Annotated in this window: 24 protein-coding genes and 1 tRNA gene; 13 read left to right on the top strand and 12 right to left on the bottom strand. The window is 66.8% G+C overall.

From position 1 onward, the window contains the following. Positions 1 to 4 precede the first annotated feature (4 nt). Positions 5 to 724, bottom strand: coding sequence for a FadR/GntR family transcriptional regulator (locus GGR46_RS00695; protein WP_183996609.1), 720 nt, complete (start codon positions 722 to 724; stop codon positions 5 to 7). A 169-nt stretch (positions 725 to 893) separates the two neighbouring features. On the opposite strand from GGR46_RS00695, the gene GGR46_RS00690 reads away from it, so the two are divergent. The 6 genes from GGR46_RS00690 to GGR46_RS00665 all read left to right on the top strand — a co-directional run bounded on the left by GGR46_RS00690 (position 894) and on the right by GGR46_RS00665 (position 11,091). Beyond that, entirely contained in the window at positions 894 to 3,266 is a 2,373-nt protein-coding gene (locus GGR46_RS00690; RefSeq protein ID WP_183993629.1) for a S9 family peptidase, read from the top strand. A gap of 8 nt (positions 3,267 to 3,274) precedes the next feature. Continuing rightward, positions 3,275 to 6,004, top strand: a complete 2,730-nt coding sequence (locus GGR46_RS00685) for a DUF5695 domain-containing protein (protein ID WP_183993627.1) — start codon at positions 3,275 to 3,277, stop codon at positions 6,002 to 6,004. A gap of 76 nt (positions 6,005 to 6,080) precedes the next feature. After that, positions 6,081 to 8,054, top strand: coding sequence for a glycoside hydrolase family 97 protein (locus GGR46_RS00680; protein ID WP_343057910.1), 1,974 nt, complete (start codon positions 6,081 to 6,083; stop codon positions 8,052 to 8,054). Positions 8,055 to 8,071: 17 nt separating this feature from the next. Beyond that, positions 8,072 to 9,436: a peptide MFS transporter gene (locus GGR46_RS00675; protein WP_183993625.1), complete on the top strand. Its 1,365-nt coding sequence runs from the start codon at positions 8,072 to 8,074 to the stop codon at positions 9,434 to 9,436. A 5-nt stretch (positions 9,437 to 9,441) separates the two neighbouring features. Further along, complete coding sequence (locus tag GGR46_RS00670) at positions 9,442 to 10,338, top strand: glycoside hydrolase (protein ID WP_246425861.1); 897 nt, start codon at positions 9,442 to 9,444, stop codon at positions 10,336 to 10,338. An 84-nt stretch (positions 10,339 to 10,422) separates the two neighbouring features. Next, a complete protein-coding gene (locus GGR46_RS00665) occupies positions 10,423 to 11,091 on the top strand; it encodes an FCD domain-containing protein (RefSeq protein ID WP_183993622.1) in 669 nt (222 codons plus the stop codon). A gap of 249 nt (positions 11,092 to 11,340) precedes the next feature. Here the strand turns inward: GGR46_RS00665 and GGR46_RS00660 are convergent. After that, a tRNA-Val gene (locus GGR46_RS00660) sits at positions 11,341 to 11,415 on the bottom strand. 100 nt (positions 11,416 to 11,515) lie between these two features. Further along, on the bottom strand, positions 11,516 to 11,890 hold the full coding sequence (gene cpdR, locus GGR46_RS00655) for a cell cycle two-component system response regulator CpdR (RefSeq protein ID WP_183993620.1): 375 nt from the start codon (positions 11,888 to 11,890) through the stop codon (positions 11,516 to 11,518). Positions 11,891 to 11,964: 74 nt separating this feature from the next. Here cpdR and GGR46_RS00650 point away from each other — a divergent pair, with 74 nt between their 5' ends. Continuing rightward, positions 11,965 to 12,849 carry an N-formylglutamate amidohydrolase gene (locus GGR46_RS00650; RefSeq protein WP_183993617.1) on the top strand — a complete coding sequence of 295 codons (885 nt, stop codon included), beginning with the start codon at positions 11,965 to 11,967 and terminating at the stop codon, positions 12,847 to 12,849. Positions 12,850 to 12,855: 6 nt separating this feature from the next. On the opposite strand, the gene GGR46_RS00645 is transcribed toward GGR46_RS00650, so the two are convergent. The 4 genes from GGR46_RS00645 to GGR46_RS00630 form a co-directional block, all read right to left on the bottom strand. Further along, positions 12,856 to 13,236, bottom strand: coding sequence for a hypothetical protein (locus tag GGR46_RS00645; RefSeq protein ID WP_183993615.1), 381 nt, complete (start codon positions 13,234 to 13,236; stop codon positions 12,856 to 12,858). Positions 13,237 to 13,429: 193 nt separating this feature from the next. After that, positions 13,430 to 13,975 carry a cytochrome b gene (locus GGR46_RS00640; RefSeq protein WP_343057907.1) on the bottom strand — a complete coding sequence of 182 codons (546 nt, stop codon included), beginning with the start codon at positions 13,973 to 13,975 and terminating at the stop codon, positions 13,430 to 13,432. A 2-nt stretch (positions 13,976 to 13,977) separates the two neighbouring features. Next, positions 13,978 to 14,757, bottom strand: coding sequence for a SapC family protein (locus GGR46_RS00635; protein ID WP_183993613.1), 780 nt, complete (start codon positions 14,755 to 14,757; stop codon positions 13,978 to 13,980). Between the two features lie 52 nt (positions 14,758 to 14,809). Then, the gene (locus tag GGR46_RS00630) at positions 14,810 to 16,258 is read right to left on the bottom strand and encodes an FAD-binding oxidoreductase (RefSeq protein WP_183993611.1); all 1,449 of its coding nucleotides are present in this window, start codon (positions 16,256 to 16,258) and stop codon (positions 14,810 to 14,812) included. A gap of 73 nt (positions 16,259 to 16,331) precedes the next feature. Here GGR46_RS00630 and GGR46_RS00625 point away from each other — a divergent pair, with 73 nt between their 5' ends. The 5 genes from GGR46_RS00625 to GGR46_RS00605 all read left to right on the top strand — a co-directional run bounded on the left by GGR46_RS00625 (position 16,332) and on the right by GGR46_RS00605 (position 20,202). Beyond that, complete coding sequence (locus tag GGR46_RS00625; RefSeq protein WP_183993609.1) at positions 16,332 to 16,805, top strand: hypothetical protein; 474 nt, start codon at positions 16,332 to 16,334, stop codon at positions 16,803 to 16,805. Between the two features lie 180 nt (positions 16,806 to 16,985). Then, positions 16,986 to 18,425, top strand: coding sequence for a DEAD/DEAH box helicase (locus GGR46_RS00620; protein ID WP_183993607.1), 1,440 nt, complete (start codon positions 16,986 to 16,988; stop codon positions 18,423 to 18,425). Beyond that, positions 18,422 to 18,937: a thioredoxin family protein gene (locus GGR46_RS00615; protein ID WP_183993605.1), complete on the top strand. Its 516-nt coding sequence runs from the start codon at positions 18,422 to 18,424 to the stop codon at positions 18,935 to 18,937. Before GGR46_RS00620 ends, GGR46_RS00615 begins: the two co-directional genes overlap by 4 nt. Next, the gene (locus GGR46_RS00610) at positions 18,934 to 19,122 is read left to right on the top strand and encodes a DUF1289 domain-containing protein (RefSeq protein WP_183993603.1); all 189 of its coding nucleotides are present in this window, start codon (positions 18,934 to 18,936) and stop codon (positions 19,120 to 19,122) included. Before GGR46_RS00615 ends, GGR46_RS00610 begins: the two co-directional genes overlap by 4 nt. A gap of 126 nt (positions 19,123 to 19,248) precedes the next feature. Beyond that, positions 19,249 to 20,202, top strand: coding sequence for an amidohydrolase family protein (locus tag GGR46_RS00605; RefSeq protein ID WP_183993601.1), 954 nt, complete (start codon positions 19,249 to 19,251; stop codon positions 20,200 to 20,202). A gap of 6 nt (positions 20,203 to 20,208) precedes the next feature. On the opposite strand, the gene GGR46_RS00600 is transcribed toward GGR46_RS00605, so the two are convergent. Both GGR46_RS00600 and GGR46_RS00595 read right to left on the bottom strand, forming a co-directional pair. Beyond that, positions 20,209 to 20,847, bottom strand: a complete 639-nt coding sequence (locus GGR46_RS00600; RefSeq protein ID WP_183993599.1) for a glutathione S-transferase family protein — start codon at positions 20,845 to 20,847, stop codon at positions 20,209 to 20,211. A gap of 163 nt (positions 20,848 to 21,010) precedes the next feature. After that, the gene (locus tag GGR46_RS00595; RefSeq protein ID WP_183993597.1) at positions 21,011 to 21,856 is read right to left on the bottom strand and encodes a dienelactone hydrolase family protein; all 846 of its coding nucleotides are present in this window, start codon (positions 21,854 to 21,856) and stop codon (positions 21,011 to 21,013) included. 138 nt (positions 21,857 to 21,994) lie between these two features. Here GGR46_RS00595 and GGR46_RS00590 point away from each other — a divergent pair, with 138 nt between their 5' ends. Further along, the gene (locus GGR46_RS00590; protein ID WP_183993595.1) at positions 21,995 to 22,804 is read left to right on the top strand and encodes an arylamine N-acetyltransferase family protein; all 810 of its coding nucleotides are present in this window, start codon (positions 21,995 to 21,997) and stop codon (positions 22,802 to 22,804) included. Here GGR46_RS00590 and GGR46_RS00585 read toward each other — a convergent pair. The 3 genes from GGR46_RS00585 to GGR46_RS00575 all read right to left on the bottom strand — a co-directional run bounded on the left by GGR46_RS00585 (position 22,801) and on the right by GGR46_RS00575 (position 25,565). Next, the gene (locus GGR46_RS00585) at positions 22,801 to 23,496 is read right to left on the bottom strand and encodes a DUF1013 domain-containing protein (protein WP_343057906.1); all 696 of its coding nucleotides are present in this window, start codon (positions 23,494 to 23,496) and stop codon (positions 22,801 to 22,803) included. The genes GGR46_RS00590 and GGR46_RS00585 overlap by 4 nt on opposite strands. Before the next feature lie 147 nt (positions 23,497 to 23,643). Next, positions 23,644 to 24,666 carry a glycosyltransferase gene (locus tag GGR46_RS00580; RefSeq protein WP_183993593.1) on the bottom strand — a complete coding sequence of 341 codons (1,023 nt, stop codon included), beginning with the start codon at positions 24,664 to 24,666 and terminating at the stop codon, positions 23,644 to 23,646. 20 nt (positions 24,667 to 24,686) lie between these two features. After that, on the bottom strand, positions 24,687 to 25,565 hold the full coding sequence (locus GGR46_RS00575; RefSeq protein WP_183993591.1) for a UDP-2,3-diacylglucosamine diphosphatase: 879 nt from the start codon (positions 25,563 to 25,565) through the stop codon (positions 24,687 to 24,689). Between the last annotated feature and the right edge of the window lie 116 nt (positions 25,566 to 25,681).

The raw sequence follows: 25,681 nt of genomic DNA, 5'->3' as shown, positions 1-25,681 counted from the left end.
ACGATCAGTCGCCCTCGCCACCCCGCAGCGAAACCTCGGTATCGGCGAGGGCAAGCCGGACCAACTCGGTCATCGCGCCGCGCGACCCCGCAACGTCACGCGCGGCGATCGCATCCAGCAAGGAGCGATGGTCGGGGATGGGGTCGCGCGGCAACTCGCGATCACGCTGCTTGTAGATCGTCGTCCAGGCGATCGCCGCCATGATCGAGCTCGCCAGCGCGATCATTGCATCATTCTGCGTCGCCTCGAGCATGATCATGTGGAAACGCTGGTCGGCGAAGCGCCCCTTCTCGGTCGCGAGTCCGTGCAGCGCCATCTCCGCGAGCGCGGTGCGCATTTCCACCACCTGCGCATCCGATCGCCGCTCCGCCGCGAACGACGCCGCAGTGGGCTCCACCACCATGCGCAGTTCGAAGAGATCGCGGACGAACTTCAGGCTCGGCTCCGACTCGAACTGCCAGGCGAGGAGGTCGGGATCGAGCAGACTCCATTGCCTTCGCGGCGCAACGCGCGTGCCTGCCTTGGGCCAGCTTTCCACCAGCCCCTTGGCCGCGAGCATGCGCAGCGCCTCGCGCAGGGCCGAGCGGGAGATGCCGATCTGGTCGGCATATTGGATCTCGCTGGGGAAGACATGCCCCTCCGGCAGCACGCCCGAGAGAATCTGGACCGCAAGCTGCTGGGCGAGGGACCCCTTGAACCGCTGCGCGCTCTTGCTCTGTATCAGCGCGCCGGTCCGGATGTGCGAGTGGGATGGTGGCGAAGCCACGTCTTTGCTCTCCTTGGTCGGGAAACCTATCCCAACCCGGAATGATTGCAAGCGTCGTACATTATACGGTATAATTTTTGTTGAGGCAGCCGACCATGCTGGTTATGCATCGGGTCCGGGAGGCGACATGCATAACAGACAATTTGCTGCACGATTGCTGGCGGGGACGCTGCTGGCCATCACGGTCACGGCGAACGCGGACCCTACACCGAATCCGACTCCGAGCCCCGCGCCGGCCGTCACCGAACGCTATGCGCGCGCGGATCGCTATCTGCGGCCGCAGATCGACAAGCTGATCGTGAACGCGAACCTGGACGCCGGCTTCACCCAGGACGGATCGGGCATCCTTTACCGGCTCGGCAACCAGGGCAAGCGCGACATCATCTATCGCAACCTCGCCACCGGCGAAGTGCGCAGCGTCGTCAATGAAGCGAAGCTCGCCCAGCTGCTCGCCGCGGCCACCGGCAAGGAAGTCGATTCCGCCGCGCTGTGGCTGCAGGGGCTCGACTACAACACCAAGGACTCCACGCTCAGCTTCGGCCTGGCCGACAAGCGCTGGACCCTCACCACCGCCCAGACGCTGGTCGAGGCCGCCAAGGGCGACCCCGAAGGCGAAGGCGCCGTGTCGCCAGATGGCCGGTTCGAAGTCATCGCCCGCGACTTCAACCTGTTCGCGCGCGACCGCAAATCGGGCCGCGAGACCGCGCTGACCACGGACGGCACCCGCGAACAGCCCTATGGCCGCAGCATCCCGCAGCTCGCCGACATATTGAAGGCCGGCACCGAGGAGCCGGACATGCCGGTATCGGTGAGCTGGTCCCCCGACAGCCGCCAGATCCTCACCTGGCGGCTCGACACACGCGGGGTCGAGAAGCTCTCGATCACCCAGGAGAACCCGCCGGGCAGCTTCTATCCGCGCAGCTTCAAATATGTGTATCCGCTCGCCGGCGCGGCCAAGCTGCCCCAGGCGACACGGCTCGCGATTGATGTCGAGGCGGCGATCCGCGACGGCAAGGCCAAGCCCGTGCCGCTGGACATCCCGTCGGAATCGATCCTCTACCCTTCGCCGCCGGATCTCGGCTGGTCGGGCAACAAGGCCCGCGTGCAGTGGACCGAGCGTGGCTATGGCCAGCTTGTCGTCTACGAGGCCGATCCGAAGACCGGCAAGGCGGTGGTCACCGCGCGCGAGGCGGTGAAGCCGCTCGTCACCGTGACGTCGAGCTTCCTGCGTTCGGCGCCCGAACTCGGCGGCGAGCTCAGCGTGTCCGAACGTACCGGCTGGGCGCAGCTCTATCTCGTCCGCCCCCAGGATCCGGATGGCGGCATCGCGATCACCCGCGGCGAATGGGAAGTGCTGGGCGTCGACCATATCGACGGCGCGCAGAAGACCATGCTCATCACCGGCGTAGGCCGCGAGCATGACCGCAATCCCTATTACCAGTCGCTGTACCGCATCGCGATGGACGGGACGCCGGCGAAGCTGCTGACGCCGGAACCGCTGGACCATCAGGTCCAGGTCTCGCCCGACGGCAAATGGTTCCTCGACGCGATGTCGAGCCCGACCGTGCCGACCCGCACCGTGCTGCGCGACGCGACGGACGGCCGGATCGTCGCCGAGCTCGCCCGCGCCGATGCCAGCGCGCTGTTCGCGACCGGTTATACCGCGCCCGAACCCTTCCAGGGCGTCGCCGCCGACGGCAAGACCCCGCTCTACGGCATGATCTGGCGCCCGGCGAACTTCGATCCGAAGCGCAGCTATCCGATCATCGACGCGGTCTATACCGGCCCGACGACGACCAACGTGCCCACCGACTGGCGCGGCACGCTCACCGCCGGTGCCGGCAGCGTCGCGCAGATCGGCGCGATCGTGGTCAGCATCGACGGCACCGGCACCTCGCGCCGCGGCCAGGCCTTCCGCCTGCCCGCCTACCAGAATCTCGGCGAAGTCGGCCTGGATGATCACATCGCGATGATCCGTCAGATCGCGGCGAAGTATCCGTACGTCGATGCCACCCGTGTGGGCGTCTATGGCGGATCGGCCGGCGGCTATGACGCCGCGCGCTTCGTCCTGCGCCGCCCCAACTTCTTCAAGGTCGCCGTCGCCTCGTCGGGCAATCACGACCTGCGGCTCGACAAGGCCTGGTGGCCCGAAGTCTCGATGGGCAATCCCGATCCGGCAGTGTGGGAGCGCAACTCCAACATGTCGGTGGCGAAGAACCTCACCGGCAAGCTGCTGCTCATCCATGGCGACATCGACGACAATGTCCCCGTCACCGAGAGCCTGCGCCTGGCCAATGCGCTGATCACCGAAGGGCGCGACGTCGACCTGGTGATCCTGCCCAATACCACCCACCGCGTCGCCCAGCCCTTCTTCTGGCGCAAGCTTCGCGACTATTTCACCCGCAACCTTCTGGACGAGAAGCCGCCGGTGCTGCCACTGCCTGAACCGGCGCCGGCACCCGCCCCTGCCACGCCGGCGATCGGCGCAGCCACGAAATGAGACCCGCCATGCCCAAGATCCGCACCCTTGCGCCCGCCGCGCTCCTCCTCGCCGGCCTGTCCTCCACTGCGCTGATCGCGCAGGAGCAGCCCAAGCCGGTCTATGCGCCGATCCAGAAGACCGCCCACAAGGTCGGCAGCTTCGAAGTCGAGCTGCGCGCCGACACCCAGACGCTGGCGCGCCTCTCGCCCGCCGCGGAGCCGGCCTTCAGCTTCGTGCCCACCGCACGCGAGCCCGAGCGCGCCGGTGACGGCTACAACCATATCGGCGACCTCAACCTGCGCGTTCGCGCGCCTGGTGGCGAATGGCGCGACTTCGCCTCGGCCCATGCCCGCAAGCCGATCCGCCTGCTGCCGGCATCGGGCAAGGTGATCGCCGCGGCGGACATCACTGCGAGCATGGGCGCCGACGCGCCGTTCAGGGTCGAGCGCCGCTGGGTGAACGAGGCCGGCCTGCTCGGCCTGCGCTTCCGGATCACCAACACCAGCAAGGCACCGCTCGAGATCGGCGCGCTCGGCCTGCCGATGGTGTTCGACAACATCATCACCGATCGCAACCTCGACCAGGCGCATGCCGAGGCGAGCTTCGTCGATCCCTATATCGGCCGCGACGCCGGCTATCTGCAGGTCACCCGCCTCAACGGCGCCGGCCCGGCCCTGCTGGTGCTCCCCGAGCAGGGCAGCCCGCTCGAGGCCTATGCCCCGCTCAAGAACCCGCGCGAGGCCAAGGGCTCGATCTTCACCGACAAGAGCCAGCGCGGCCAGACCTCCGAGGGCTTTTACGACTGGACGATCCACACCATCGGCTATGCTGATCGCGAGTGGAAGGATGCGGGCGAGCAGTGGAACGCTCCCACCGGCCGCACCCTGGCGCCCGGCCAGACCATCGAGGTCGGCGTCCGCATGACCCAGTCTCCCTCGATCCGCGCGATCGAGGACACGCTGGTCGCCAACAAGCGCCCGGTCGCCATCGGCATCCCCGGCTATGTCGTGCCGCAGGACCAGACCGCGACCCTGTTCGTCAAGGCGCCGAGCGCGATCCGCAAGATCGAGAGCTGGCCCGCCGGCGCGGTCGAGGCCATCCCGGCCGGCACCCAGAAGGGCTGGGCCCGCCTCAGCGTCCACGGCAAGCAATGGGGTCAGGCGCGCCTGACCCTCACCTATGCCGACGGCCAGGTGCAGACGGTCAGCTATTTCGTCACCAAGCCGCTCGAGCAGACCATGGCGGATCTCGGTCGCTTCTCGACCACCAAGCAGTGGTTCGAGGGCAAGGGCGATCCGTTCGGCCGCTCGCCGGCGATCCTGACCTATGACAACGAGACCAAGAAGATCGTCGACGAGGATCCGCGCGTCTGGGTCGCCGGGATGAGCGACGAGGGCGGCGGCGGCTCCTGGGTCGCGGCGATGTCGAAGCAGATCGACAATCCCGATCCCGCCGAGATCGCCAAGCTCGAGCAGCTGGTCAACGAGACCGTGGTCGGCAACCTCCAGGTCGCCGACGGTCCCCAGGCAGGCGCGGTCAAGAAGAGCCTGTTCTATTACGACCCGGTCAAGTTCCCGAACCTCTACAAGGACCGGGAGAAGTGGCAGTCCTGGACCTCGTGGAAGGAGAAGGACGCCAACGACCTCGGCCGTGCCTACAACTACCCGCACGTCGCGATCGGCCATTGGGTACTCTACCGCACCGCCCGCAACCATCCGGGAATGGTCACCCGCCACGACTGGCGCTGGTATCTCGACAAGGCGTACGTCACCACCGTCGCCATGATGCGCGACGCGCCCTATTATGCCGAATTCGGCCTGATGGAGGGCGATGTGTTCGTCGACATCCTCAAGGACCTGAAGAGCGAGGGCCTGACCGCCGAGGCGACCGAGATGGAGCGGCTGATGAAGCAGCGCGCCGATCACTGGCGCTCGCTCAAATATCCGTTCGGGTCGGAAATGCCGTGGGATTCCACCGGCCAGCCCGAAGTTTATGCCTGGATGCGCTATTTCGGCTACCAGCCCCAGGCCGACGTCACCAAGGAAGTGATCCTCGGCTATGACCCGACGATCCCGAGCTGGGGCTATAACGGCAATGCCCGCCGCTATTGGGACTTCCTCTATGGCGGGAAATATTCGCGGATCGAGCGGCAGATCCACCATTACGGATCGACGCTCAACGCCGTGCCGCTGTTCGCCGCCTATCGCCAGAACCCCAAGGACCTGCACCTGCTGCGCGTCGCCTATGGCGGCATGATGGGCGGGGTCACCAACATCGCCCAGGACGGGTTCAGCTCGGCTGCCTTCCACTCCTGGCCCGACATGATGAAGTGGGATCCGATCAGCGGCGACTACGGCATGGGCTTCTACGGCCATGCCGTCACCGCGGGCACCTATCTGGTCAACGATCCCACCCTGGGCTGGCTCGGCTTCGGCGGCGACCTGACGCTGGGCAAGGACGGCGTGCAGATCGCGCCCAAGGACGGTGCGCGATCGCGGCTGTTCGTCGCCCCGGCCGGCGCCTGGATCACGCTCGATGCGGGCAAGATCGCCAACGTCACCTACACGCCGGTCAGCGGCGCGATCAACGTGACGCTCGATCCGGCGACGCCGACCACGCCAGCCGCACGCCTGCGGATCGAGACCACCACCACCGGCGCCCGTCCGCTCGTGCCCTCCACCGGTACGCTCGAGCGTGACGCCTATACGATCCCGCTCGGCACCGCGCCGACGATCGTCAAGCTCAGCCCGCGCTGAGCCCGTGCATGGCCGTGTTCCCGCTCTCGTCCGGGGAACACGGCCATGCCGGCCAAAATCCTGGGGAACCGAGAGCGTGAACAACTGGATCATGACTGCGGCGACGTGCCTGCCGATCGCGCTGTGCACACCGGCCATGGCGAGCGACGCCGTCACCCTGTCCTCGCCGGACAGCCGCAATACCGTGACCGTCACGCTCGATGCGCAGGGTCGCCCGACCTATAGCGTGACGCGCGACGGCAAGCCGATCCTCGCTCCCTCGCCCATCGGCCTGAGGCTGGACAGCGGCCTGGTCGGCATCGGGATGGCGATCACCGGCGAGGAGCGCGCGACCGCCGATAGCCGCTATCCGCTGGTCGCGGGCAAGGCCGCTGAGGCCCGCGACCACTACAACGCGCTGACCCTGCATCTCGCCGAGACCACGGGTGCGAAGCGCAGGATGGACCTGGTCCTGCGCGCCTATGACGACGGCGTGGCGTTCCGCACCGTACTGCCGGTCCAGGACGCGACCGCCGCCGCGCTGGTCCGCGGCGAGGAGACCGAGTTCCGCTTCCCCAAGGCGTTCAAATGCTGGGGCTTCAACGTCGGCCGCTTCGACAGCGCGCACGAGGGCGAGTACGACCCGGTCGACACGACGAAGATCCGCCCGCACAACCTGTTCGATCTGCCCTTCCTCTGCGAGACCGGCGCCGCGGCCTTCGCGCTGACCGAGGCCGATCTCCTCGACTTCTCGGGCATGTACCTGACTGCGCGGGCGGATGCCGGCCTCGGCCTTCGCGCCAAGCTCTCGCCGGTGCTGGACGACAAGCGGGTGGCGGTGCGCACCCATGTCGGCGCGCCGATCGTCACGCCGTGGCGCGTGGTGATGCTCGCCGACCGCGCGGGCACGCTCAACGAGTCGACGCTGGTCACCAATCTCGCGGCGCCCTCGCGCGTGGCGGACACCAGCTGGATCCGCCCGGGCAAGTCGACCTGGGACTGGTGGAACGGCCCGACCGTCGCCGCCGTCGAGAGGCCGGGAAGCAACACCGCCACGGCGCGCGCCTTCATCGATCTCGCCGCCGCAAACGGGCTCGAATATGCCACGATCGACGAGGGCTGGTATGCCGGCGCGGGCGGGGGCGGTCTCGTCCGGCCCGGCGCCGACGTCACCCGTCCGGGCAAGGAATTCGATCTCGAGCAGGTCGTCGCCTATGCCCGCGAGAAGGGCGTCCGCCTCTGGCTCTGGGTGAACTGGCAGGCACTCGACGCGCAAATGGAAGAGGCGCTCGCGCTCTATTCCCGCCTGGGCATCGCCGGCATCAAGGTCGACTTCATGGACCGGGACGATCAGGGCATCGTCAACTGGTACGCCAAGCTGCTGGACGCTGCGGCGCGCCACAAGCTGATGGTCAATCTGCACGGCGCCTATGTCCCGCGCGGACTCAACCGCACCTATCCCAATTTCATCACCCAGGAAGGCGTGCTCGGGGCCGAGTACAACAAATGGACCTACCGCATCACCGCGGGGCACAATGTGATGCTGGCCTATACGCGCAACCTGCTCGGGCCGATGGACTATACGCCGGGCGGCTTCCGCAACGTCTCGCCCGCCGATTTCCAGATCCGCAACGAGCTGCCCTTCGTGCAGACCACCCGTGCACACGGGCTCGCCCTGTACGTGGTCTATGAGAGCCCGCTGGCGGAAGTATCGGACAGCCCCGACACCTATGCGGCCAATGGCCAGGGCCTCGACTTCATCCGCGAAGTGCCGACGCGCTGGGACGAGACCCGGTTCCTCGCCGGCGAGGTGGGCGAGTACATCGCGATCGCACGCCGCAAGGGGGAGCGCTGGTATGTCGGCGTGCTCAACGGCGATGCCGCGCATAAGGTGACGCTGCCGCTCGCCCAGCTGGGCGGGACGCACTACCGTGCCCGTATCTGGGCAGACGGCGCGAAGCCGGACGCGGTCGCCTTCTCCGAGCGGCAGGTCGGCGGCAGCCTGACCCTGCAGCTGCCCGCCACCGGCGGCGCCACGCTGACGCTCGACCCCGCGCCGGCGAAGCGCTGACACCTGGAGACGCACGAATGACGAATGAAGCGCAGGCGCGGAAGAGCGGGATCGCCGCGCACCCCAGGGGGCTCGCCTATCTGGCCTTCACCGAGCTGTGGGAGCGCTTCTCCTATTACGGCATGACCGCGCTGCTCGCGCTGTACCTGGCCAAGCAACTGCTGCTGCCGGGCCATGCCGAGAATGTCCTCGGCCTGGCTGCGCTCCGCGAGCTGTTCGAGGTGCACGGGCCGATCTCGAACCAGGCTTTCGCGTCGCTCATCTATGGCTGGTACGCGGGCCTCGTCTATTTCACACCGATCCTGGGCGGCTTCATCGCCGATCGCTGGCTCGGCGCACGCCGCACCGTGATCCTCGGCGCGCTGCTGATGAGCGCGGGCCATCTCGCCATGTCGTTCGACGCGAGCTTCCTGATCGCGCTGGTGCTGCTGATCTTCGGCTCGGGCTGCCTCAAGGGCAACATCTCCGCCCAGGTCGGCGCGCTCTATCCCAAGGAAGCGGAATCGCAGCGGGCACGCGGCTTCACCGTCTTCTCGACTGCGATCAACATAGGCTCGGTGCTCGGCCCGCTAACCACCGGCGGCGTCGCGGCGCTCTATGGCTGGCACGCCGGCTTCGCCCTGGCCGCCGGGCTGATGCTGCTCGCGCTCGGCATCTATCTGGCCGGCCAGCGTCATCTTCCGCAGCCGACCGCGCCCAAGGCGAAGCGCGAGCCCCTGCCCCCGCTGACCGCCGAGGAGCGCGGCCGCACCTGGACGCTGATCGGCCTGGTCGCGCTCACCATCCCGGCGAACATCGCCTATCCGATGATCTGGAACATCGGCATCGTCTGGATCGACCAGCATGTCGACCTGGCCTCGCCCTTCGGCGCCGTGCCCGCCAGCTGGTTCAACTCGATCGACGCCTTTGCCAGCATCGTCGTGGCCGCCCCGCTGGTCGCCCTCTGGGCCTGGCAGGCGAAGCGCGGCACCGAGCCCAACAGCATCACCAAGATCGGGATCGGATCGGCGATCGTCGGCGCATCGGCGCTGCTGCTCGCCATCGGCTGCCTGTTCGCCGACCCGCAGGGCCGGGTGAGCGTTCTCTGGGTCCTTGCCGGCTATTTCGGAATGGGCATCGCCTTCATGTGGTTCTGGCCGATCCTGCTCGGCCTGATCTCCCAGGCCGCTCCTCCCAAGGTGAACGCCACGCTGATGGGCGGCGCCTTCCTGTCGCTGTTCGTCGGCACGGTGACGATGGGCTGGGTCGGCAGCTTCTACGACCAGATGAGCAACCTGAGCTTCTGGCTGCTCGACGCCGCGATCGGCTTTGCCGGCGCAGCGGCCATCCTCCTGCTGCGCCGGCCGATCGCCCGCCTGCTCACGCCCCGGCCCCAGGACTGAAAGAGATGATGCGTCCACCTTTCGCCCGTGCGAAGGCGATCCTCGCCCCGCTCGCCGCCGCAGCAACCCTGGCGGCCTGCGCAACGACGCCGCACATCGGCCCGCCCCCGCCCACGCTCAAGCTCGATCCCTTCTATGTGAAGAACGTGAATGCCGACGGCATTCCCATCTCGGCCTCCGCGGCGGTTCCGGACGAGGCGATGCAGGTCGCGCGGCGGATGATGGTCGCGATGCTCGAGCGGCGCCCCGACCTCGCCCGCGCGCTCGTCCAGTCCGGGCAGCGCGTGATGATCATGGGCGTGAACGAGCAGACCCTCGACGTGCCGGAGCAGCGCGACTGGAAGAAGCCCGACCGCGACGATCCCCGCCTCACCCGCTGCGAGCGCAAGCTCTATGACGACCGCATCGGCCGGCTGAGCGACCGTGAATATTGGGCGCGCCGCGCCCGCGGCATGGGCGGCCTGCTCACCAGCGCCGCGACCGAGAATCTGCTCGCCATCCCGGGCACCAAATATTTCGGCGAGACGATCCTCGTCCACGAATTCTCGCACGCGATCCTCTCCGCCGCCGAGACCGCCGACCCCGCCTTCTACGCCCAGGTCGAGGCTGCCTATGCCGCCGCGAAGGAGAAGGGCCTGTGGACCGGCGAATATGGCGCGACCACGGTGCAGGAATATTGGGCCGAGGGCACCCAGTTCTGGTTCAATTCGAACAAATTGGCGGTCATCGACGGCAAGATGATCCTGTCCGATGCCGACCTGAGCGCCCATGATCCCACGCTCGCGAAACTGCTGCGGGCAGTCTATGGCGACCGGCATCATCTGCCCGGCGACCCCTTCTACAAGCATCCCGCACGCGTACCGCCGGGACCGCTACCGAAGAGTACCGCAGAAGTCTGTTGATGGCCGGCCAACGGGCCTTCGCGGCCTATCGCGATAAACTATAATATACGCTATCGGGAAGGTTCGCCCTCGTGGAGAAGCCTGGTGACCATTGTCGTTCGAACCCTTTCGCAGCGTATTTTCGACGTGATCCGCGAGCGGATCATCGCGGGAGCGCTGGCGGAACGCGAACCGGTTCGCCAGGACGCGCTGGCCGCCGAGCTCGGCGTCAGCAAGATTCCGCTGCGCGAGGCGCTGGCCCGTCTCGAGCATGAGGGCCTGCTGACTGGCGAGGCCAATCGCGGCTGGTTCGTCCGCCCGATGTCCGCCGACCAGGCCGAGGAAATCTACCAGCTGCGGCTCTCGATCGAGCCTGCCGCCGCCGCCTATGCATGCAAATACGCCGACGAGGCCGACAAGCAGGCGGCGATCAAGGCGTTCGAGCTGCTGGACGCGGCCGCGCACGAAGATCCCAGCAATGTCGCCGTGCGGAACCGGGAATTCCACGTCGCGCTGGTGCGCCCGGGCGGGCGGCTGCTGACGACGCAGCTCGTCGAGCGGCTCGAAGTGCTGGCCGAGCGCTATGTGCTCGCGCATCTCCAGCCCGCAGGCCGCGGAGATCGTGCGCATCTGGAGCACAAGGCACTGCTCGATACCTGGCTGGCCGGCGACGGAAAGCAGCTCAAGGTCCTGCTCAAGAGCCACATCTCCAGCACGCTGTCGGACCTGCGCACCTATTTCGCGTCCGTGGATCCCAACCGCCCGACGAAATGAACCCAGCGGGCCTCTCCTGACGTTATTGCCCGATCCCGCCTCCGACGGTGCCACGGATCGATTTTGCGCCTCTGAGGCCCTTCCAGGCCGAAATTTCGGAGCCGCCCGATCGTCACCCGATCCCATGCTCGCATGCGCCCTCACATGCGGTGCCGCGGGCTGCCTAGCGCGCGGAATCTGCATCGGCCGGCGCTTGCCACCCGGACAACAAAAAAGCCGCCAAGTCACTGACCTGGCGGCTTTTCTATATGGTGGGCGCGGCAAGGATTGAACTTGCGACCCCTGCGATGTCAACACAGTGCTCTACCACTGAGCTACGCGCCCGTTGGCCTGTCGGCCGAAACGGGAAGCGGGCCTCTAGCGGGACTTTTCGAACCGCGCAAGCACGCTTCTTCAGTTTTTTGCGGTACCGCCAGCAAAGCCCTCAATTAAATCCGGCATTCTCCGCTTCGAACAGCCGGTCGACCTCCAGAACCAGGTCGCGCAGATGGAATGGCTTGGAGAGAACCTTCGCCTGCGGCACCTGCTTGCCGGCCTTGAGCGTGACCGCCGCGAAGCCGGTGATGAACATCACCCGCATGTCCGGCGCGATCTCGCTTGCCTTCTGGGCCAGCTCGATGCCGTCCATCTCGGGCATCACGATGTCGGTGAGCAGCAGGTCGAAGCGCTCGTTCTCGAGCAGCGGCATAGCCGCGGTCCCGCGATCGACCGCGCTGACCGCATAGCCCGACCGCTCGAGCGCCCGCGTAAGGTATTCCCGCATCACGCGGTCATCCTCGGCCAGCAGAATTCGGATCATGTTTCCCCACTCGAAATCGACAGGCCTATTCCTATACCGAAAGGCCTTAAGATTTTCCGTTCCTATCCTATCCCATGGCATTGCGGCGCCGCAATGGCCGCCTTAGTCATGACGTCGTGCCCGGAGAATCCTTCGTCCGCCATGGCCCCTTGGAGCCACTGAGCCCGGTAGTGCTTTCCGTGCCGCATGCCGGGCGCGATTATTCGCCGGCGCTGCAGGCGCTGCTCCGCGTGCCGCTGGATGCCCTGCGCGGGCTCGAGGACCGACATGCCGATGCCATCGCCCTCGCCGCCCGGCGCGACGAGACCCTGTTCGTCGCCACCCGCCCGCGGGCCTGGATCGATCTCAACCGCGCCGAGCAGGATCGCGACCCCCGGCTCGACGACGGCGCCTGGATGCACGGCGCCCCGCTCTCGGCCAAGATCCGCTCGGGACTGGGGCTGGTACCGCGCCGGGTGAGCAATGCCGGCGACATCTGGAAGCGCAGGCTGGGCGCCGACGAGGTGCAGCAACGCATCCTTGCCGATCACCGCCCCTGGCACGCGGCGATCGGCGCGGCGCTGGCGGCGGCACGGGCGCGATTCGGCGTGGCCGTGCTGCTCGACGTCCATTCCATGCCACCGCTGGGCAGCCCGGAGACGGCGGCGCGGCTAGTGCCCGGCGACCGGTTCGGCAAAGCGTCCGCGGCACGCTTCCTGGGCCGGATCGAAGGCGTGGCGCGTGCCCATGGCATCCGCACCGCCGCCAACACCCCCTATTCGGGCGGACATATCCTGGAACGCCACGGCGAGCCGCGCCGCGGCGTGCACGCGATCCAGCTCGAGTTCGACCGGTCGCTCTATCTCGATTCGGCGCTCGACCAGCGCGGGCCGGGCCTGGCGATCGCAGTACGCCTGCTGCGCGACATCATCGACGCGGTGGCCGACGAGGCGCTGCCGGGGGCCATCGCGGCGGAATAGCTCGATCTAGGCCTTGCCTGCTCGCCGCGTCAGAATCTGCTCGATGAACACCGGAATGGCGATGTTGTGGGCACGACCGATCCGGACAATGCTTTCCTCCAGCGCCTGGGGCGAGGCGTGGAGAACCTCTTCGAGCAGCGCTTCGAACATCGCCTGCGTGACCTTGGTGCTGCCTGGCAGCATGGACTGCTGGAGCAACGTATGCGCGATGACCTCCAGCGCTGCCCGTCGATAGGGATCGGCCAGCAGGACATCCAAGTCTTCCTGGCGGATCACGAAGGAGAAATCAGCGCTGACGAAACCGGAATCGACGGGCAGCGAATATAGCAGCGCCTCCGCCAGCGTATCGACATGCGGCTCATATCCGTCACCCAGCAACCGGCTCATGCACACTCCCTCGACGGCACATAAAAAAACCACCTCGTGGTTACCCACGAGGTGGCCAAGGTTCAGGGAGGAGACACGCCCGAGGGCGTGCCGTACAGCCTCACGAAAGGGGGGACATGAAGCCGTACAAGGCAGATATAAGTGAGGGGCCAGATAGTTCAAGGGGCTGCGTGAAACCGTTTTCCACGCGCGATCAGCCGTTGCGGCGAAGCCCCGGGAGCATGCGCACGAGCACCTTGTCGCGCAGCAGGAAATGGTGGCGCAGCGCCGCTGCGATATGGATCAGCACCAGCGCGGTCATCAGATAGCCGAGCAGTTCGTGCGCCTCATGCGCATTGTGCGCGATCGTGGGCGTGGCGGGCAGCACCGGGATCTCGAACAGGCCGAACCAGTTGATCGGCCGCGGGCGCTCGGGATTGGAGGAAAGCAGCCAGCCGCTCACCGGCAGGATCAGCAGCAGCGCATAGAGGATGAGGTGGACCGTGTGGGCGGTCGCCTTCTCCCAGGCCGACAGCAGCTCGGGCAGATGCGGCGGCTTGTGGGTCAGCCGCCAGGCGATGCGGCCAAGCGTGAGCACCAGCACGGCGATGCCCAGCGATTTGTGGATCGGCATCACGCCCCACGCCCGCGGTATCGCGTCGTGGAACAGGCCGATGATCAGGTTGAGGAGGACGAGCGCGGCGATCGACCAGTGGAAGGCGATCGCCCCCCGGCTGTACCGATCGCCGCGCTCGATCACATTCAGGCGTTCGACACGAGCTGCGGCTCGGGCATCTTGCCCTGGCGCAGCTGGCGACCGAAGATGTCGCGCATCAGGCCCAGCGAGAAGAGGTGGGCGTAGATGAGCGGCAGCATGCCGTTCTGGACGATCTTGCGCAGCTGGTCGCCACGCAGCTCGTTGAGCTTGTTCTCGTCGATCATCATGAAGCCGCGATAGACGAAGGGCTGCGCCGAGCCTTCCGGCTGGATCGTGACTTCACCGTCGATCAGCAGGTCGAGCTCCTTGAGCTCCTTCATGAACTGCGCGGTGCGGGCGCCGGCCTGCTCGAACTGCTCGTTGAACTGCAGGATGTTCTTGGTGGTCTCGCTCGGCTCGCCATTGACGAACAGGGCATCGCCCTCGTCGAACGCGCCGATCGTCTCCGAGGTCGGATCGAAGCAGAGCGACAGCTCGTCCGTGTCCGGGCGCAGGCGCGCCAGCAGGTACGGATAGCGGCGGATATAGGCCGGAACGTAGAAGTTCGGCTCGTTGAGCGTGCCGTCCTCGTCGAAGAAGGTGTTCACGCCTTCGTTCAGCGCCATCAGCGCCAGCGGAACCGGCTCTTCGCCCTGCGAGAAGACGATCGGCAGGTAACGCTGCACCAGCGGGAATTCCTCCACGGTGACCGGCACCGCGTGCTGCTTGGCGAGGAACGGCGCCTTGTCGGCGGCGCGGATCTTGAATTCGGCGTGCTGCTGGCTCGAGAGCGGCAGAAGCTCATTGTAAAACAGAGGCAGCGACTGCTGCGGGGCGGAAGCCATCCTAAATCTCCTGGGAACAAAATGCTGATGTCTGGAATCCCGGGGCGAGGGTCTATGGGGTGTCAGCCTCCGGCGCAAGGCTTACAAGCTTGCCGGGATTGAGGATTCCACGAGGATCCAGTGCCATTTTGATCGCCTTTAGTGCCGCGATGCGCGACGGCGGGCTCAGCCGTTCCAGTTCGGCACGCTTCATCTGGCCAATTCCATGCTCGGCGGAGATCGATCCGCCCTCGGCCACCACCAGGTCATAGACGAAATAGCTGATCTCGGGCCCGTCGCCGGCATACCAGCTGTCGCGGTCCGCCCCGTCGGGCGCGCGGACGTGGAAATGGACATTGCCGTCGCCGAGATGCCCGAAGGCCGTGGCGGTGGTGCCGGGGAAGCGCCGCTCGGCCGCCGCCGCCGCCTCGATCATGAAGCGCGGCATCTTGTCGACCGGCACCGAGATGTCGTGCTGCATCGCCGGCCCCAGCGCCCGCTCGGTCTCGGAGATCGAATCACGGATCTTCCAGAAGCTCTCGACCTGCGCCTCGCTGGTGGAGATCACCGCATCCTGGGCCAGTCCCGCCTCGAACACCGGTACGAGCAGCCGCTCCAGCAGCGCCGCAGGCGCCTCGGCACCGGGCTCGGTCGCGACCGATTCGATCAGCACCTGCCAGGCATGTTCTCCCGCCAGCGGCGCCCGGATGCCGGGAATGTGCGCGACGACATGGCCGACGATCTCGCCCGGGATGATCTCGAAGCTTTCGATGCTGATGGTGCGCGCTTCCATCATCCGCAGGATCTTCAGCGCATCCTCGGGGTTCGCCACACCAACCCAGGCCGCGGCGCGTTCCAGGATCGCGGGGTAGAGCCGCAGCGTCGCGGCGGTGACGATGCCGATCGTCCCCTCGGCGCCGATCATCAGCTGGGTGAGGTCGTAGCCGCGATTGTCCTTCTTGAGCGGCGACAGCCCGTCATGGACCGAGCCGTCGGGCAGCACCACTTCCACCCCCGCGACGAGATGGCGCATATTGCCGAAGCGCAGAACCTGGGTGCCGCCCGCATTGGTGGAGACCAGCCCGCCGATCGTCGCACTTCCCTTGGCGCCCAGCGTCAGTGGGAAGCGGCGCCCGTGCTCGCCCGCGGCCTCGTGGAGATTGGCCAGGATCACCCCCGCCTCCACCACGGCGAGATTGGCGGCCGGATCGATCGAGCGGATGCGGTTCATCCGGCGGGTGGAGAGCAGCAGGGCCGATCCGTCGGCCGGCGGGGTGGCACCGCCGACCATGCCGGTGTTGCCGCCCTGGGGCACGATCTTCACGCCAAGCTCGCCGGCCAGCCGAACGATCTCCGCCACCTCCGCGGTCGATCCCGGCGAAAGGAGCGCCGGCGCGCTGCCGTGGTAACGGCCCCGCCAGTCCGATTCCCAGGGTGCGATTTCCTGGGGGTCCGTGGTGACCGCCTTGGAACCGAAGCGCTCCAAAACGGTATCGACGAGCTTCTGCTGTGCTGGTGTCATGGTATTTTTGGGCTAGCACGCAGGCCGCCAGTTCATCCACTGTTCAAACCTGGGTCGTACATAACCGCAAGAAATGCCGAATCCGTTCCTGGTAACCTCCAGCCTGTTGCTCCTCGCCGCCGCGCCTGCCGCGGCGCCCGTTGGCGCGCCCGACTGGACCGGAGCGCGCTTCATGCTGCAGGACCAGCAACAGCAGCAGCGCGTGGTGATTCAGGTGCCGCGCGTCACCATCACCAGCAGCGCCACGATCATCGTCCGCCGCGCCCCCCATCTGGTCGAGAAGAAAGCCAAGGACTGCGTGAAGGTGCAGGACATCTCCGGCTTCGCGGGCGTGAACACGCAGGACAGCGTCGACCTTGTGCTGCGCGACGGATCGCTGCTGCGCGCCAAGCTGGGCCGCAAGTGCCAGGCGCTGGGCTTCTACAACGGCTTCTATGTGAAGATGAACAAGGACCAGAAGATCTGCGCCGGGCGCGACTCGATCCGCACCCGCGCCGGCCGCTCCTGCGACGTCGAGGACTTCAGGAAGCTCGCGGTGGAGCGCTGAGGCGCACGCCCCAAAATGCGCAGAAACCGGCTTTCCAAAGCCATCCCACGCATTTCCCTGTCCGATTCCCGGGCACAAGCTGCGCACAGACACGCCTCCAAGCTTGACTTTCCCCGATAAATCCGCAAGCGCGTGAAGGCTTCGGCGTGGGTCTGCCACGCCGATTTTCCGGAAAATTGCATGAGCTTTGCCGATCTCGGCCTTTCTGACGAACTTCTGCGTGCAGTGACCGATGCGGGCTATACCGAGCCCACACCGATCCAGCAGCAGTCGATCCCCCCCGTGCTGATGGGCAAGGACCTTATCGGCATCGCCCAGACGGGCACGGGCAAGACCGCCGCCTTCGTCCTCCCGATGATCGACATTCTCGGCGAAGGGCGCACCCGCGCGCTGATGCCGCGCTCGCTCATCCTCGAGCCGACCCGCGAGCTCGCCGCCCAGGTGGCCGAGAATTTCGAGAAGTACGGCACCCACCACAAGCTCTCCATGGCCCTGCTGATCGGCGGCGTGCAGATGGGCGACCAGGTGAAGGCGCTGGAAAAGGGCGTCGACGTGCTGATCGCCACGCCGGGCCGGCTGATGGACCTGTTCGGCCGCGGCAAGATCCTGCTGAACGGCTGCAGCCTGCTCGTCATCGACGAGGCGGACCGGATGCTCGACATGGGGTTCATCCCCGACATCGAGGAAATCTGCACCAAGCTGCCCAAGGAGCGGCAGACGCTGCTCTTCTCGGCGACGATGCCCCCGGTGATCAAGAAGCTGGCGGACAAGTTCCTCAACGATCCCAAGCGCGTGGAAGTCGCCCGCCCGGCGACGACCAACACCAACATCACGCAGTTCCTCATCGAGACTTCGACGATGAAGAAGCGCGAAGTGCTGCGTGCCCTGATCGAGGCCGAGAACGTCCAGACCGGCATCATCTTCTGCAACCGCAAGACCACGGTGCGCGAGCTCAACAAGAGCCTGCAGCGCCACGGCATCCGCTCGGCCGAGATCCATGGCGACATGGACCAGCCGGCGCGCATCGCCGAGCTCGAGCGGTTCAAGCGGGGCGATGTGAACATCCTCGTCGCCTCCGACGTCGCCGCGCGCGGGCTCGACATCAAGGGCGTCAGCCACGTCTATAATTTCGACGCTCCCTGGCATCCGGACGACTATGTCCACCGCATCGGCCGCACCGGCCGCGCGGGCGCCAAGGGCACCGCCTATACGCTGGTGACCAAGGAAGACGCCGAGAACATCGCGAACATCGAGAAGCTCACCGGCCACAAGATCAACCGGGTGAAGCTGAAGGGCGCGCCCACCGCGTCCGAGGACGAGCACGAGGAAGCGCCCCGCGGCCGCAAGCGCAAGGCCGACGAGGACAAGGGTGCGGAGCGCCCCGAGCGCAGCCCGCGCGGCAAGGCCAGGAAGGCCGAGCCGGAGCGGGACGAGGATCGCCGCGAGGAGCCGTTCCGCGAACCGCGTGGCCGTGAGGAGCCGTATCGCGAGACCCGCCGCGACGAGCAGCCGCGCCGCGATCGTGGCAGCCGCCGTCGCGACGAGCGGGACGACGGTCCGGATGTGGGCTGGAACGGCCCGATCCCCGACTTCCTGAACTACACGCTCGCCGCCGAATGATCCGCCGCACCGGGCTGGCTCTGGCGCTGATGGCGGCCATGCTGCCCGGTGCCGCGCTGGCCCAGCAGGCAGCACCCCGGCTCAAGGCACGCACGCTCGGCCAGCTCTCGCTGCCCTTGCCCGCGCCCTATGACTCGAGCCGCGACGCCCGCAAGGACGTGGACGCCGCGCTCTCTCAGGCGAAGAAGGCGGGCAAGCCGCTGCTGATCGACTTCGGCGCCAACTGGTGCGTCGATTGCCGCGTGTTGGCCGGCGTGCTCGAGCTGCCCGACATGCGTGACTGGGTCGCGCGCAACTTCGTGCTGGTCCAGGTCGATATCGGCCAGTTCGATCGCAATCTCGACCTGCCCCGCCGCTTCGGCGGCCCCAGGCTCGAAGCAGTGCCGGCGATCCTGGTGGTCGATCCGCGCACGGGCAAGCTGCGCAACGGCAAGGACATACTCGGCCTGGGCGACGCCCGGATCATGCAGCCGCAGGAAATGGCCGACTGGCTCGCCCGCTGGACGCGATGATCGAGTACGTCCCCATTATCGAGAGCCCCTGCGTCAGCATCTGCGTGATGGACGAGGCGACCGGCTGGTGCATCGGCTGCGGCCGTACCCTTGATGAGATCGCCCGCTGGGGCGAAACGAACCAGGCCGACCGCGACGCGGTGACGGCCCTGCTGCCGGCGCGGATGGAAAAGCTCGGGCAGTAGCCAGTCCGGGCACCGAATTGTGACGAACGCGCCGCCAGCGGGACCAGTGACATGGACAGCGGCCCGCCTGGATTGCGATCCCGAAAGCGGCTCCGGCGGACACGGAGCGCTCAGGGAGGACTCGTCATGCGTATCGGCCGCAGGGAATTCATCAAGCTCGGCGGAGCCAGCGCCGCCTATGTCCTGGCGGGCGGCGCCGTCGCCGCGCCGACCGGGCGCGCGATCATCGACGTCCATATGCACGCCTATCCGGCGACGATGCAGCTCTCCACTCCGGTCACCAATCCGATCACCGGCGCGGTAAGCCCGATCCGCACCGGCGCGGACCATCTCGCCGCCTGTATCGCCGAGATGAAGAAGCACAATGTCGTGAAGGGCGTGGTCAGCGGCGGCGACGGCGACCGGATTCAGGCCGCGATCGACTGGCACGATCGTGCCCCGGACCGGTTCGTCGCCGGCGCAGGCATCCGCGGCTCGGCGGACACGCCGCTGCCGCCGCTCGACCAGCTCCGCAAGGCGTTTGCGGACGGCAAGCTCAAGGTGCTCGGCGAGATTACCTCGCAATATGCCGGCTTCTCGCTCAGCGATCCCCGGTACGAGCCCTATCTGGCGCTGGCCGAGGAATTCGACGCGCCGGTCGCGCTCCACACCGGCACCATGCCCGCGGGGACCAGCTTCGATCCCTGCTGCACTACTGCGCGGGCGCGCCTCGGCAATCCCGAGCTGGTCGAGGAAGCGCTCAACCGCCATCCCAAGCTGCGCCTCAACATCATGCATGGCGGCTGGCCGTATCTCGACGACACGATCGCGATGCTGATGCTCTATCCGAACGTGAACATCGATACCGGCGCGGTCGACTGGCTGCTGCCCCGCCCCGCCTTCCATGCCTGGCTGCGCACCCTGGTCGAATCGGGTTTCTCAAAGCGCATCATGTTCGGGTCGGATCATATGTACTGGCCCGACGCGATCGGCCTCGCCATCGACGGGATCGAGAGCGCCGGCTTCCTCACCGAAACGCAGAAGCAGGACATTCTGCACGACAACGCCATGCGCTTCTACAAGCTGGCGCCGGGCGGGTAGCAGCAGTCAGGCCGGGGCCTTGGCCGCTTCCAGTTCCGCCGCCAGCGCGTCGTCCTTCGCGCCCGCACGCTGGAACGCCTCGCGGCTGCTCAGCCGGCCGAAATAGTCGAGGAACGCCGGGCGCTTCGGCAAGGTGCCGAACATCGTGCCCCAGCCGATCGCCGAGCCGACATAGATGTCCGCCGCGGTGAAGCGGTCGCCGGCGATGTACGGATGCGCCGACACGGCCTTCTCCAGCACGTCGACCGCCAGGTCGTAATTGCCATAGCCGAACATCCGGCCCTGATCGGCCGAGGGCTCGAACTTGGCGAAATTGTTGGTCACCGCCTGCTCGACCGGTCCCGCCGCGAAGAACAGCCAGCGATAATAGTCGGCGCGCTCCCCGGCGGTCGGCGCCAGATCGGCCTCGGGAAAGGCCTCCGCCAGATAGGCGCAGATCGCTGCGCATTCGGTGACGACCCGGCCGTCATGGACGATCGCCGGCACCTTCCCCATCGGATTGATGCCGAGATAGTCCTCGCCCTTCATCGTCGTGCCGTACTCGACGACACGCGTCTCATAGGATGCGCCCGCTTCCTCCAGCGCCCAGCGGGCGATCCGCCCGCGCGACTGGGGATGGGTGTAGAAGATCAGTTCGTTTGCCATGGCCTGCCTCCGAATCGACGGAACATAAAGTGAACTTCATGCCCCGCGCCGTCAAGCTCCCCCAATCGTCACCTCGGCGAAAGCCGGGGTCTCAGGCGAAGGCGCGGGCGGCGGGACAAGAGCCGCACGAGATCCCGGCTTTCGCCGGGATGACGGTTGCAGGTCAGAGCACCTTGAACGTCGCCAGCAGCCGGTCCCAGGCACGATTGGCCTCCGCGGCATTGTAGACTTGGCTGTCCGGCGGGCACCATCCGTGCATCGTGCCCTTGTAGACTTCGATCTCGGCCGACTGCCTGCTCGCGGCAAAGGCGGCCTTGAGCTTGTCCTTGTCGTCCGGCGAGCGACTGTCGTCATTCTCGGCGATCGCGATCAGCCAGTGCGCCTTCATCGTCGGCACCAGCGCGAGCAGCCCCTCGGCCGCGAGCCCGCCGCCATGGAAAGTCGCGCCGCCATGCACGCGCGCGGGCGCCGCCGCGGCGGTGTACATTACCATCGGCCCGCCCATGCAATAGCCGGTGCTGCCGATGCCGCGCTTCCTGTCGACTTCCTTCTGGTCGTCGATCCAGGCGATGAACGCCTTGGCGTCGCGCGTGGTGGCGTCCGGCGTCAGCAACGCGCGCCACGGCCCGACCTTGGCCTTGAGCGCATCGTCGAAGCCCTGGCCGGGCGTGACGAAGGGTGTCTTGGTCGAGCGGTAGAACTGGTTGACGGTCAGCACCGCATAACCCGACTGGGCGAGCCGGTCGGCCATCTGGCGGAAGGCGGGGCGCAGGCCGAAGATGTCGGGCCAGACGATGACCGCCGGATGCTTGCCCTTGGCCGGCGCGACGAAATAGGCGTCGCAGCTGCCGTCCGGCGTGGTGATGGTGACGTCGTGTCCCTTGATCTCCGCCGCATTGGCCGGAACCGGCAGCAACGCCAGCGCGCCCGCCGCAGCGGCCCCCGCGCCGAACTCGCGCCGTGTCATCAGGAAGCTCTCGTTATCGGCGGCGGTCAGCTCGTCACACATGGGATCCCTCCACGTTTGCGCACGCGCCCGGGTTCCCGAGTCGCGGTCAGGAAGCTACACGCCCTGCCCCATCCTGCCGAGGGTCTCGACATCACCCCTCACGATCCCCATTCCTCTCTCGTCGAGAGGGGGCGTTGCATGGATCTACAGGCCTATTTCACGCGGATCGGCCATGACGGCGCACTGGCGCCCGACCGCGCGACGCTGACCGCACTGATGCGCGCGCATCTCGCGGCGATGCCTTTCGAGAATCTCGACGTGCAGCTCGGCCGCCCGGTCTCGCTCGATCCCGACGCGATCTTCGACAAGCTGGTGACCCGGCGCCGCGGCGGCTGGTGCTATGAGCAGAACGGGCTGTTCGGACGGGTGCTCGCCGCGCTCGGCTATGACGTGCGCCGGATCTCGGCCGGCGTGATGCGGCACGTGATCGGCGAGGCGTCGCTCGGCAACCATCTCGCGCTGCTGGTAACGCTGGAAGGCCGGTCCTGGCTGGTCGATGTCGGCTTTGGCGGCACCCAGGCCGGGCCGCTTCCGCTCGCGCCGGGCGAGGATGCACAGGCGCCCTATGTCGTCGCGGTACGGGAAACCGAGGGCTGGTGGCGCTTCGAGGAGCGCTATGGCGAGGGGAAGCCGTTCAGCTACGACTTCACCACCGCCCCCGCCGACGAGGCGTTGTTCGCCCGGCGCTGTGCCGAGCTCCAGGCTGATCCCGAATCGCCCTTCGTCCAGAACCTCGTCGTCCAGCAGCGCCGCGGCGACACGCACCGCACCCTGCGCGGACGGGTCCTGATCACGCGCGGGCCCGCGGGCGAGACACGCGAACTCCTCCAGAACGCAGAAGCGCTGATCGAGCGGCTCGACCAGCGCTTCGGTTTGACGGTGCCAGAGGCGGCAGGGCTATGGGACGCGATCTGCGCCCGCCACGCCGCACTGTTCCCCGACGATTAGTCGTTGCTGGGGGTGCTGGTGCGGAACAGCGTTTCCGCGGTGTGCTCCACCGGTGCGGCAGGTGCGTCCTCGCCCGCATCGGCCTCACGGCTCGCGGCCAGACGCTCGGCGCGCAGCTGCTCGATCAGCGCCTCACGATCGCCTTCCAGGCGCGTGTCTGTCGGTGCTTCAATGCCGGCGGCCTTGGCGGCCTTGGCGACCAGCGCATCGAGCTCGCGCTGCGAAGTGAGGCCCAGCGTCACCGGGTCCTTCGGCACGATGTTGGCGATGTTCCAGTGGCTGCGGTCGCGAATCGCGGCAATGGTGGTACGGGTGGTGCCGATCAGCTTGCCGATCGCGCCGTCCGAGATCTCCGGATGGTTGCGCAGGATCCAGGCGATGCCGTCCGGCTTGTCCTGGCGCTTCGAGACCGGCGTGTAGCGCGGGCCCTTGGTGCGCCGGACCTGCTCGGGACCCTTGAGCATCTTCAGGACGTAGTTCGGGTTGGCCTGACCCTTCTCGATCTCGTCCATCGTCAGCTCGTGCGCACGGACCGGATCGCGGCCGGTGAGCTTGGTCGCGGCGGTGTCGTCGGCGATCGCCTGGACCTCGAGGATGTGCAGACCACAGAACTCAGCGATCTGGTCGAACGAGAGCGAAGTGTTGTCGACCAGCCAGGAAGCGGTCGCATGCGGCATCAGCGGCTGGGCCACTTTCAGTCTCCAGAAATAGAAAGGGCCACCCTTCACGGGTGGCCTGTCACGGGCTCGACTTAATGCGATGCGGGACGAAGAGCAAGAAAAAGGGGTCGGTGATCCGGCGAAACAACCACCATATCCGTCATCCCGCCCCGCGGCGGGTCACGCCGCCGCCCGATCCCCGTACAGCGGATAGAGCGCGTTGAGGAACTGGCGTGCGCTCGCCTCCCAAGTGAAGGTACGCCCATAGGCGGCGCAGGCGCTGCGATCCTTGGTCAGCGCCTCGCCGATCGCCTTGGTCAGGTCCTCGTCGGTCGCACCGGTTTCCGGCGTGAGCACGTCGATCGGACCGGTGACCGGATAGCCGGCGACGGGCACGCCGCAGGCCAGGGCCTCGATCATCACCAGGCCGAACGTGTCGGTCTTGCTCGGGAAGACGAAGACGTCCGCCGCGGCATAGGCGGAGGCGAGCTCGGGTCCGAACATCGGCCCGAGGAACCGGGCTTCCGGGAAGCGCGCCTTGAGTGAGGCACGGGCCGGGCCGTCCCCCACCACCACCTTGGTGCCCGAGTGGCCGGACTTCAGGAACGCCTCGATATTCTTCTCGATCGCGACGCGGCCGACATAGAGCTGCACGGGACCTTCCAGGTCCTGCATCGCCGGATGCGGGGCGATGCCGGGATGGAAATTGGTCAGGTCCACGCCGCGGCCCCAATGCTTCACATGGGACAGGCCATGATCGGTCAGCGACTGGCGAATCGAGGGGGTGGAGGCCAGGATCGCCTGGCTCGGGGCATGAAACCACTTGATGTAACGCCAGATCCACTCGGCCGGCACACCCGAGCGCGCCGATACATAATCCGGGAACTGCGTGTGGTAGGCCGTGGTGAAAGGCATGTCGTTGCGGATGCACCAGCGCCGCGCGGCGACACAGAGCGGCCCCTCGGTGGCGAGGTGGATCGCGGTCGGCCCGAATTCCTCGAGCATCGCGCCGACGCTGGCGACGCGGGCCAGCGCCAGCCGGATCTCCGGATAGGTCGGGCACGGCAGCGAATAGAACAGGTCGGGCGAGATCACCTTGACCAGATGGCCCTGTTTTTCGAGCACGTTGCGCACCGATTGCAGGGTACGCACGACTCCATTCACCTGGGGCTCCCAGGCGTCCGTCACGATAGCTATCCGCACCGGTCCGACCTCCGTTGCCGTCACGCAGCCGCCAGTCTGACCCCGGACGCTAGTTCGCTTTCGCGCTTCGCCATCTCTTCGGCCCAATGGAGAATTTCCATCGTACCGTCGTAATGCTCAACGAGCGCGGTGCAACCCTCCACCCAGTCGCCGTCATTGTAATAGGCGATGCCTTCGATGTCGCGCATCTCGGCCGTGTGGATATGTCCGGCGATCACGCCGTCGACTCCCCGCGCACCGGCTTCGTGCGCGACGATCTCTTCGAACTTCGAGATGAACTCGACGGCGTTCTTCACCTTGGCCTTGGCGTATTTGCTCAGCGACCAATAGGGCATGTCCATCCAGCGGCGGACGCGGTTCACCAGCCGGTTCAGGCCCATCATCATCTCGTAGGCGGCATCGCCCAGATGCGCGAGCCAGCGGTGCGACATGGTGATCGCGTCGAACTCGTCGCCATGCAGCACCAGCAGACGGCGGCCATCGGCGGTGGTGTGGATCGCCTGGCGGCGGATATGGACGCCACCGAAGTTCAGGCCGGAGAACTGGCGGAACATCTCGTCGTGATTGCCCGGGATGTAGATGATCTCGGTGCCGCGCTTGGCGCGCTTGAGGAAACGCCAGACGATGTCGTTGTGCGAATCGGGCCAGTAGAAGCGCTTCTTCAGCGCCCAGCCGTCCAGGATGTCGCCGACCAGGTACATCAGGTCGCAATCGACATGGTCGAGGAAGTCGATCAGCATCTCGGCATTGCAGCCGCGCGTGCCGAGATGGACGTCTGAGATCCACACGGTGCGATAGCGCTTGCGCTCCGTGACCGCCTTTTCGGGGATCGACGGAGTCGATGCGTGGAAGTCCGCGACATGCTGCGCGTCGAACGGAAGCCTCGTGATCGTGGCCATTTAACCAGCCCTGCAACTGCCCTTGCCTGGCTCGGCTAAATGGCCGCGTAATGTGACATTTCGAATCGTTTCCGCTTCACGCGGATGTCACAGAAATATGCATAATAGGGCGCTTC

Origin of the sequence: Sphingomonas kyeonggiensis (assembly GCF_014196745.1) — a bacterium.
Lineage (GTDB): Bacteria > Pseudomonadota > Alphaproteobacteria > Sphingomonadales > Sphingomonadaceae > Sphingomonas > Sphingomonas kyeonggiensis.
This window is presented reverse-complemented; position numbering and strand designations above follow the sequence as displayed.

Coding starts and splice junctions, on each gene's coding strand:
- GGR46_RS00685 (WP_183993627.1), top strand. CDS start 3,275: ATGCCCAAGATCCGCACCCTTGCGCCCGCCGCGCTCCTCCTCGCCGGC.
- GGR46_RS00675 (WP_183993625.1), top strand. CDS start 8,072: ATGACGAATGAAGCGCAGGCGCGGAAGAGCGGGATCGCCGCGCACCCC.
- GGR46_RS00630 (WP_183993611.1), bottom strand. CDS start 16,258: ATGACACCAGCACAGCAGAAGCTCGTCGATACCGTTTTGGAGCGCTTC.
- GGR46_RS00595 (WP_183993597.1), bottom strand. CDS start 21,856: ATGTGTGACGAGCTGACCGCCGCCGATAACGAGAGCTTCCTGATGACA.
- GGR46_RS00650 (WP_183993617.1), top strand. CDS start 11,965: ATGGCATTGCGGCGCCGCAATGGCCGCCTTAGTCATGACGTCGTGCCC.
- GGR46_RS00620 (WP_183993607.1), top strand. CDS start 16,986: ATGAGCTTTGCCGATCTCGGCCTTTCTGACGAACTTCTGCGTGCAGTG.
- GGR46_RS00615 (WP_183993605.1), top strand. CDS start 18,422: ATGATCCGCCGCACCGGGCTGGCTCTGGCGCTGATGGCGGCCATGCTG.
- GGR46_RS00690 (WP_183993629.1), top strand. CDS start 894: ATGCATAACAGACAATTTGCTGCACGATTGCTGGCGGGGACGCTGCTG.
- GGR46_RS00600 (WP_183993599.1), bottom strand. CDS start 20,847: ATGGCAAACGAACTGATCTTCTACACCCATCCCCAGTCGCGCGGGCGG.
- cpdR (WP_183993620.1), bottom strand. CDS start 11,890: ATGATCCGAATTCTGCTGGCCGAGGATGACCGCGTGATGCGGGAATAC.
- GGR46_RS00645 (WP_183993615.1), bottom strand. CDS start 13,236: ATGAGCCGGTTGCTGGGTGACGGATATGAGCCGCATGTCGATACGCTG.
- GGR46_RS00590 (WP_183993595.1), top strand. CDS start 21,995: ATGGATCTACAGGCCTATTTCACGCGGATCGGCCATGACGGCGCACTG.
- GGR46_RS00635 (WP_183993613.1), bottom strand. CDS start 14,757: ATGGCTTCCGCCCCGCAGCAGTCGCTGCCTCTGTTTTACAATGAGCTT.
- GGR46_RS00605 (WP_183993601.1), top strand. CDS start 19,249: ATGCGTATCGGCCGCAGGGAATTCATCAAGCTCGGCGGAGCCAGCGCC.
- GGR46_RS00625 (WP_183993609.1), top strand. CDS start 16,332: ATGCCGAATCCGTTCCTGGTAACCTCCAGCCTGTTGCTCCTCGCCGCC.
- GGR46_RS00670 (WP_246425861.1), top strand. CDS start 9,442: ATGATGCGTCCACCTTTCGCCCGTGCGAAGGCGATCCTCGCCCCGCTC.
- GGR46_RS00610 (WP_183993603.1), top strand. CDS start 18,934: ATGATCGAGTACGTCCCCATTATCGAGAGCCCCTGCGTCAGCATCTGC.
- GGR46_RS00575 (WP_183993591.1), bottom strand. CDS start 25,565: ATGGCCACGATCACGAGGCTTCCGTTCGACGCGCAGCATGTCGCGGAC.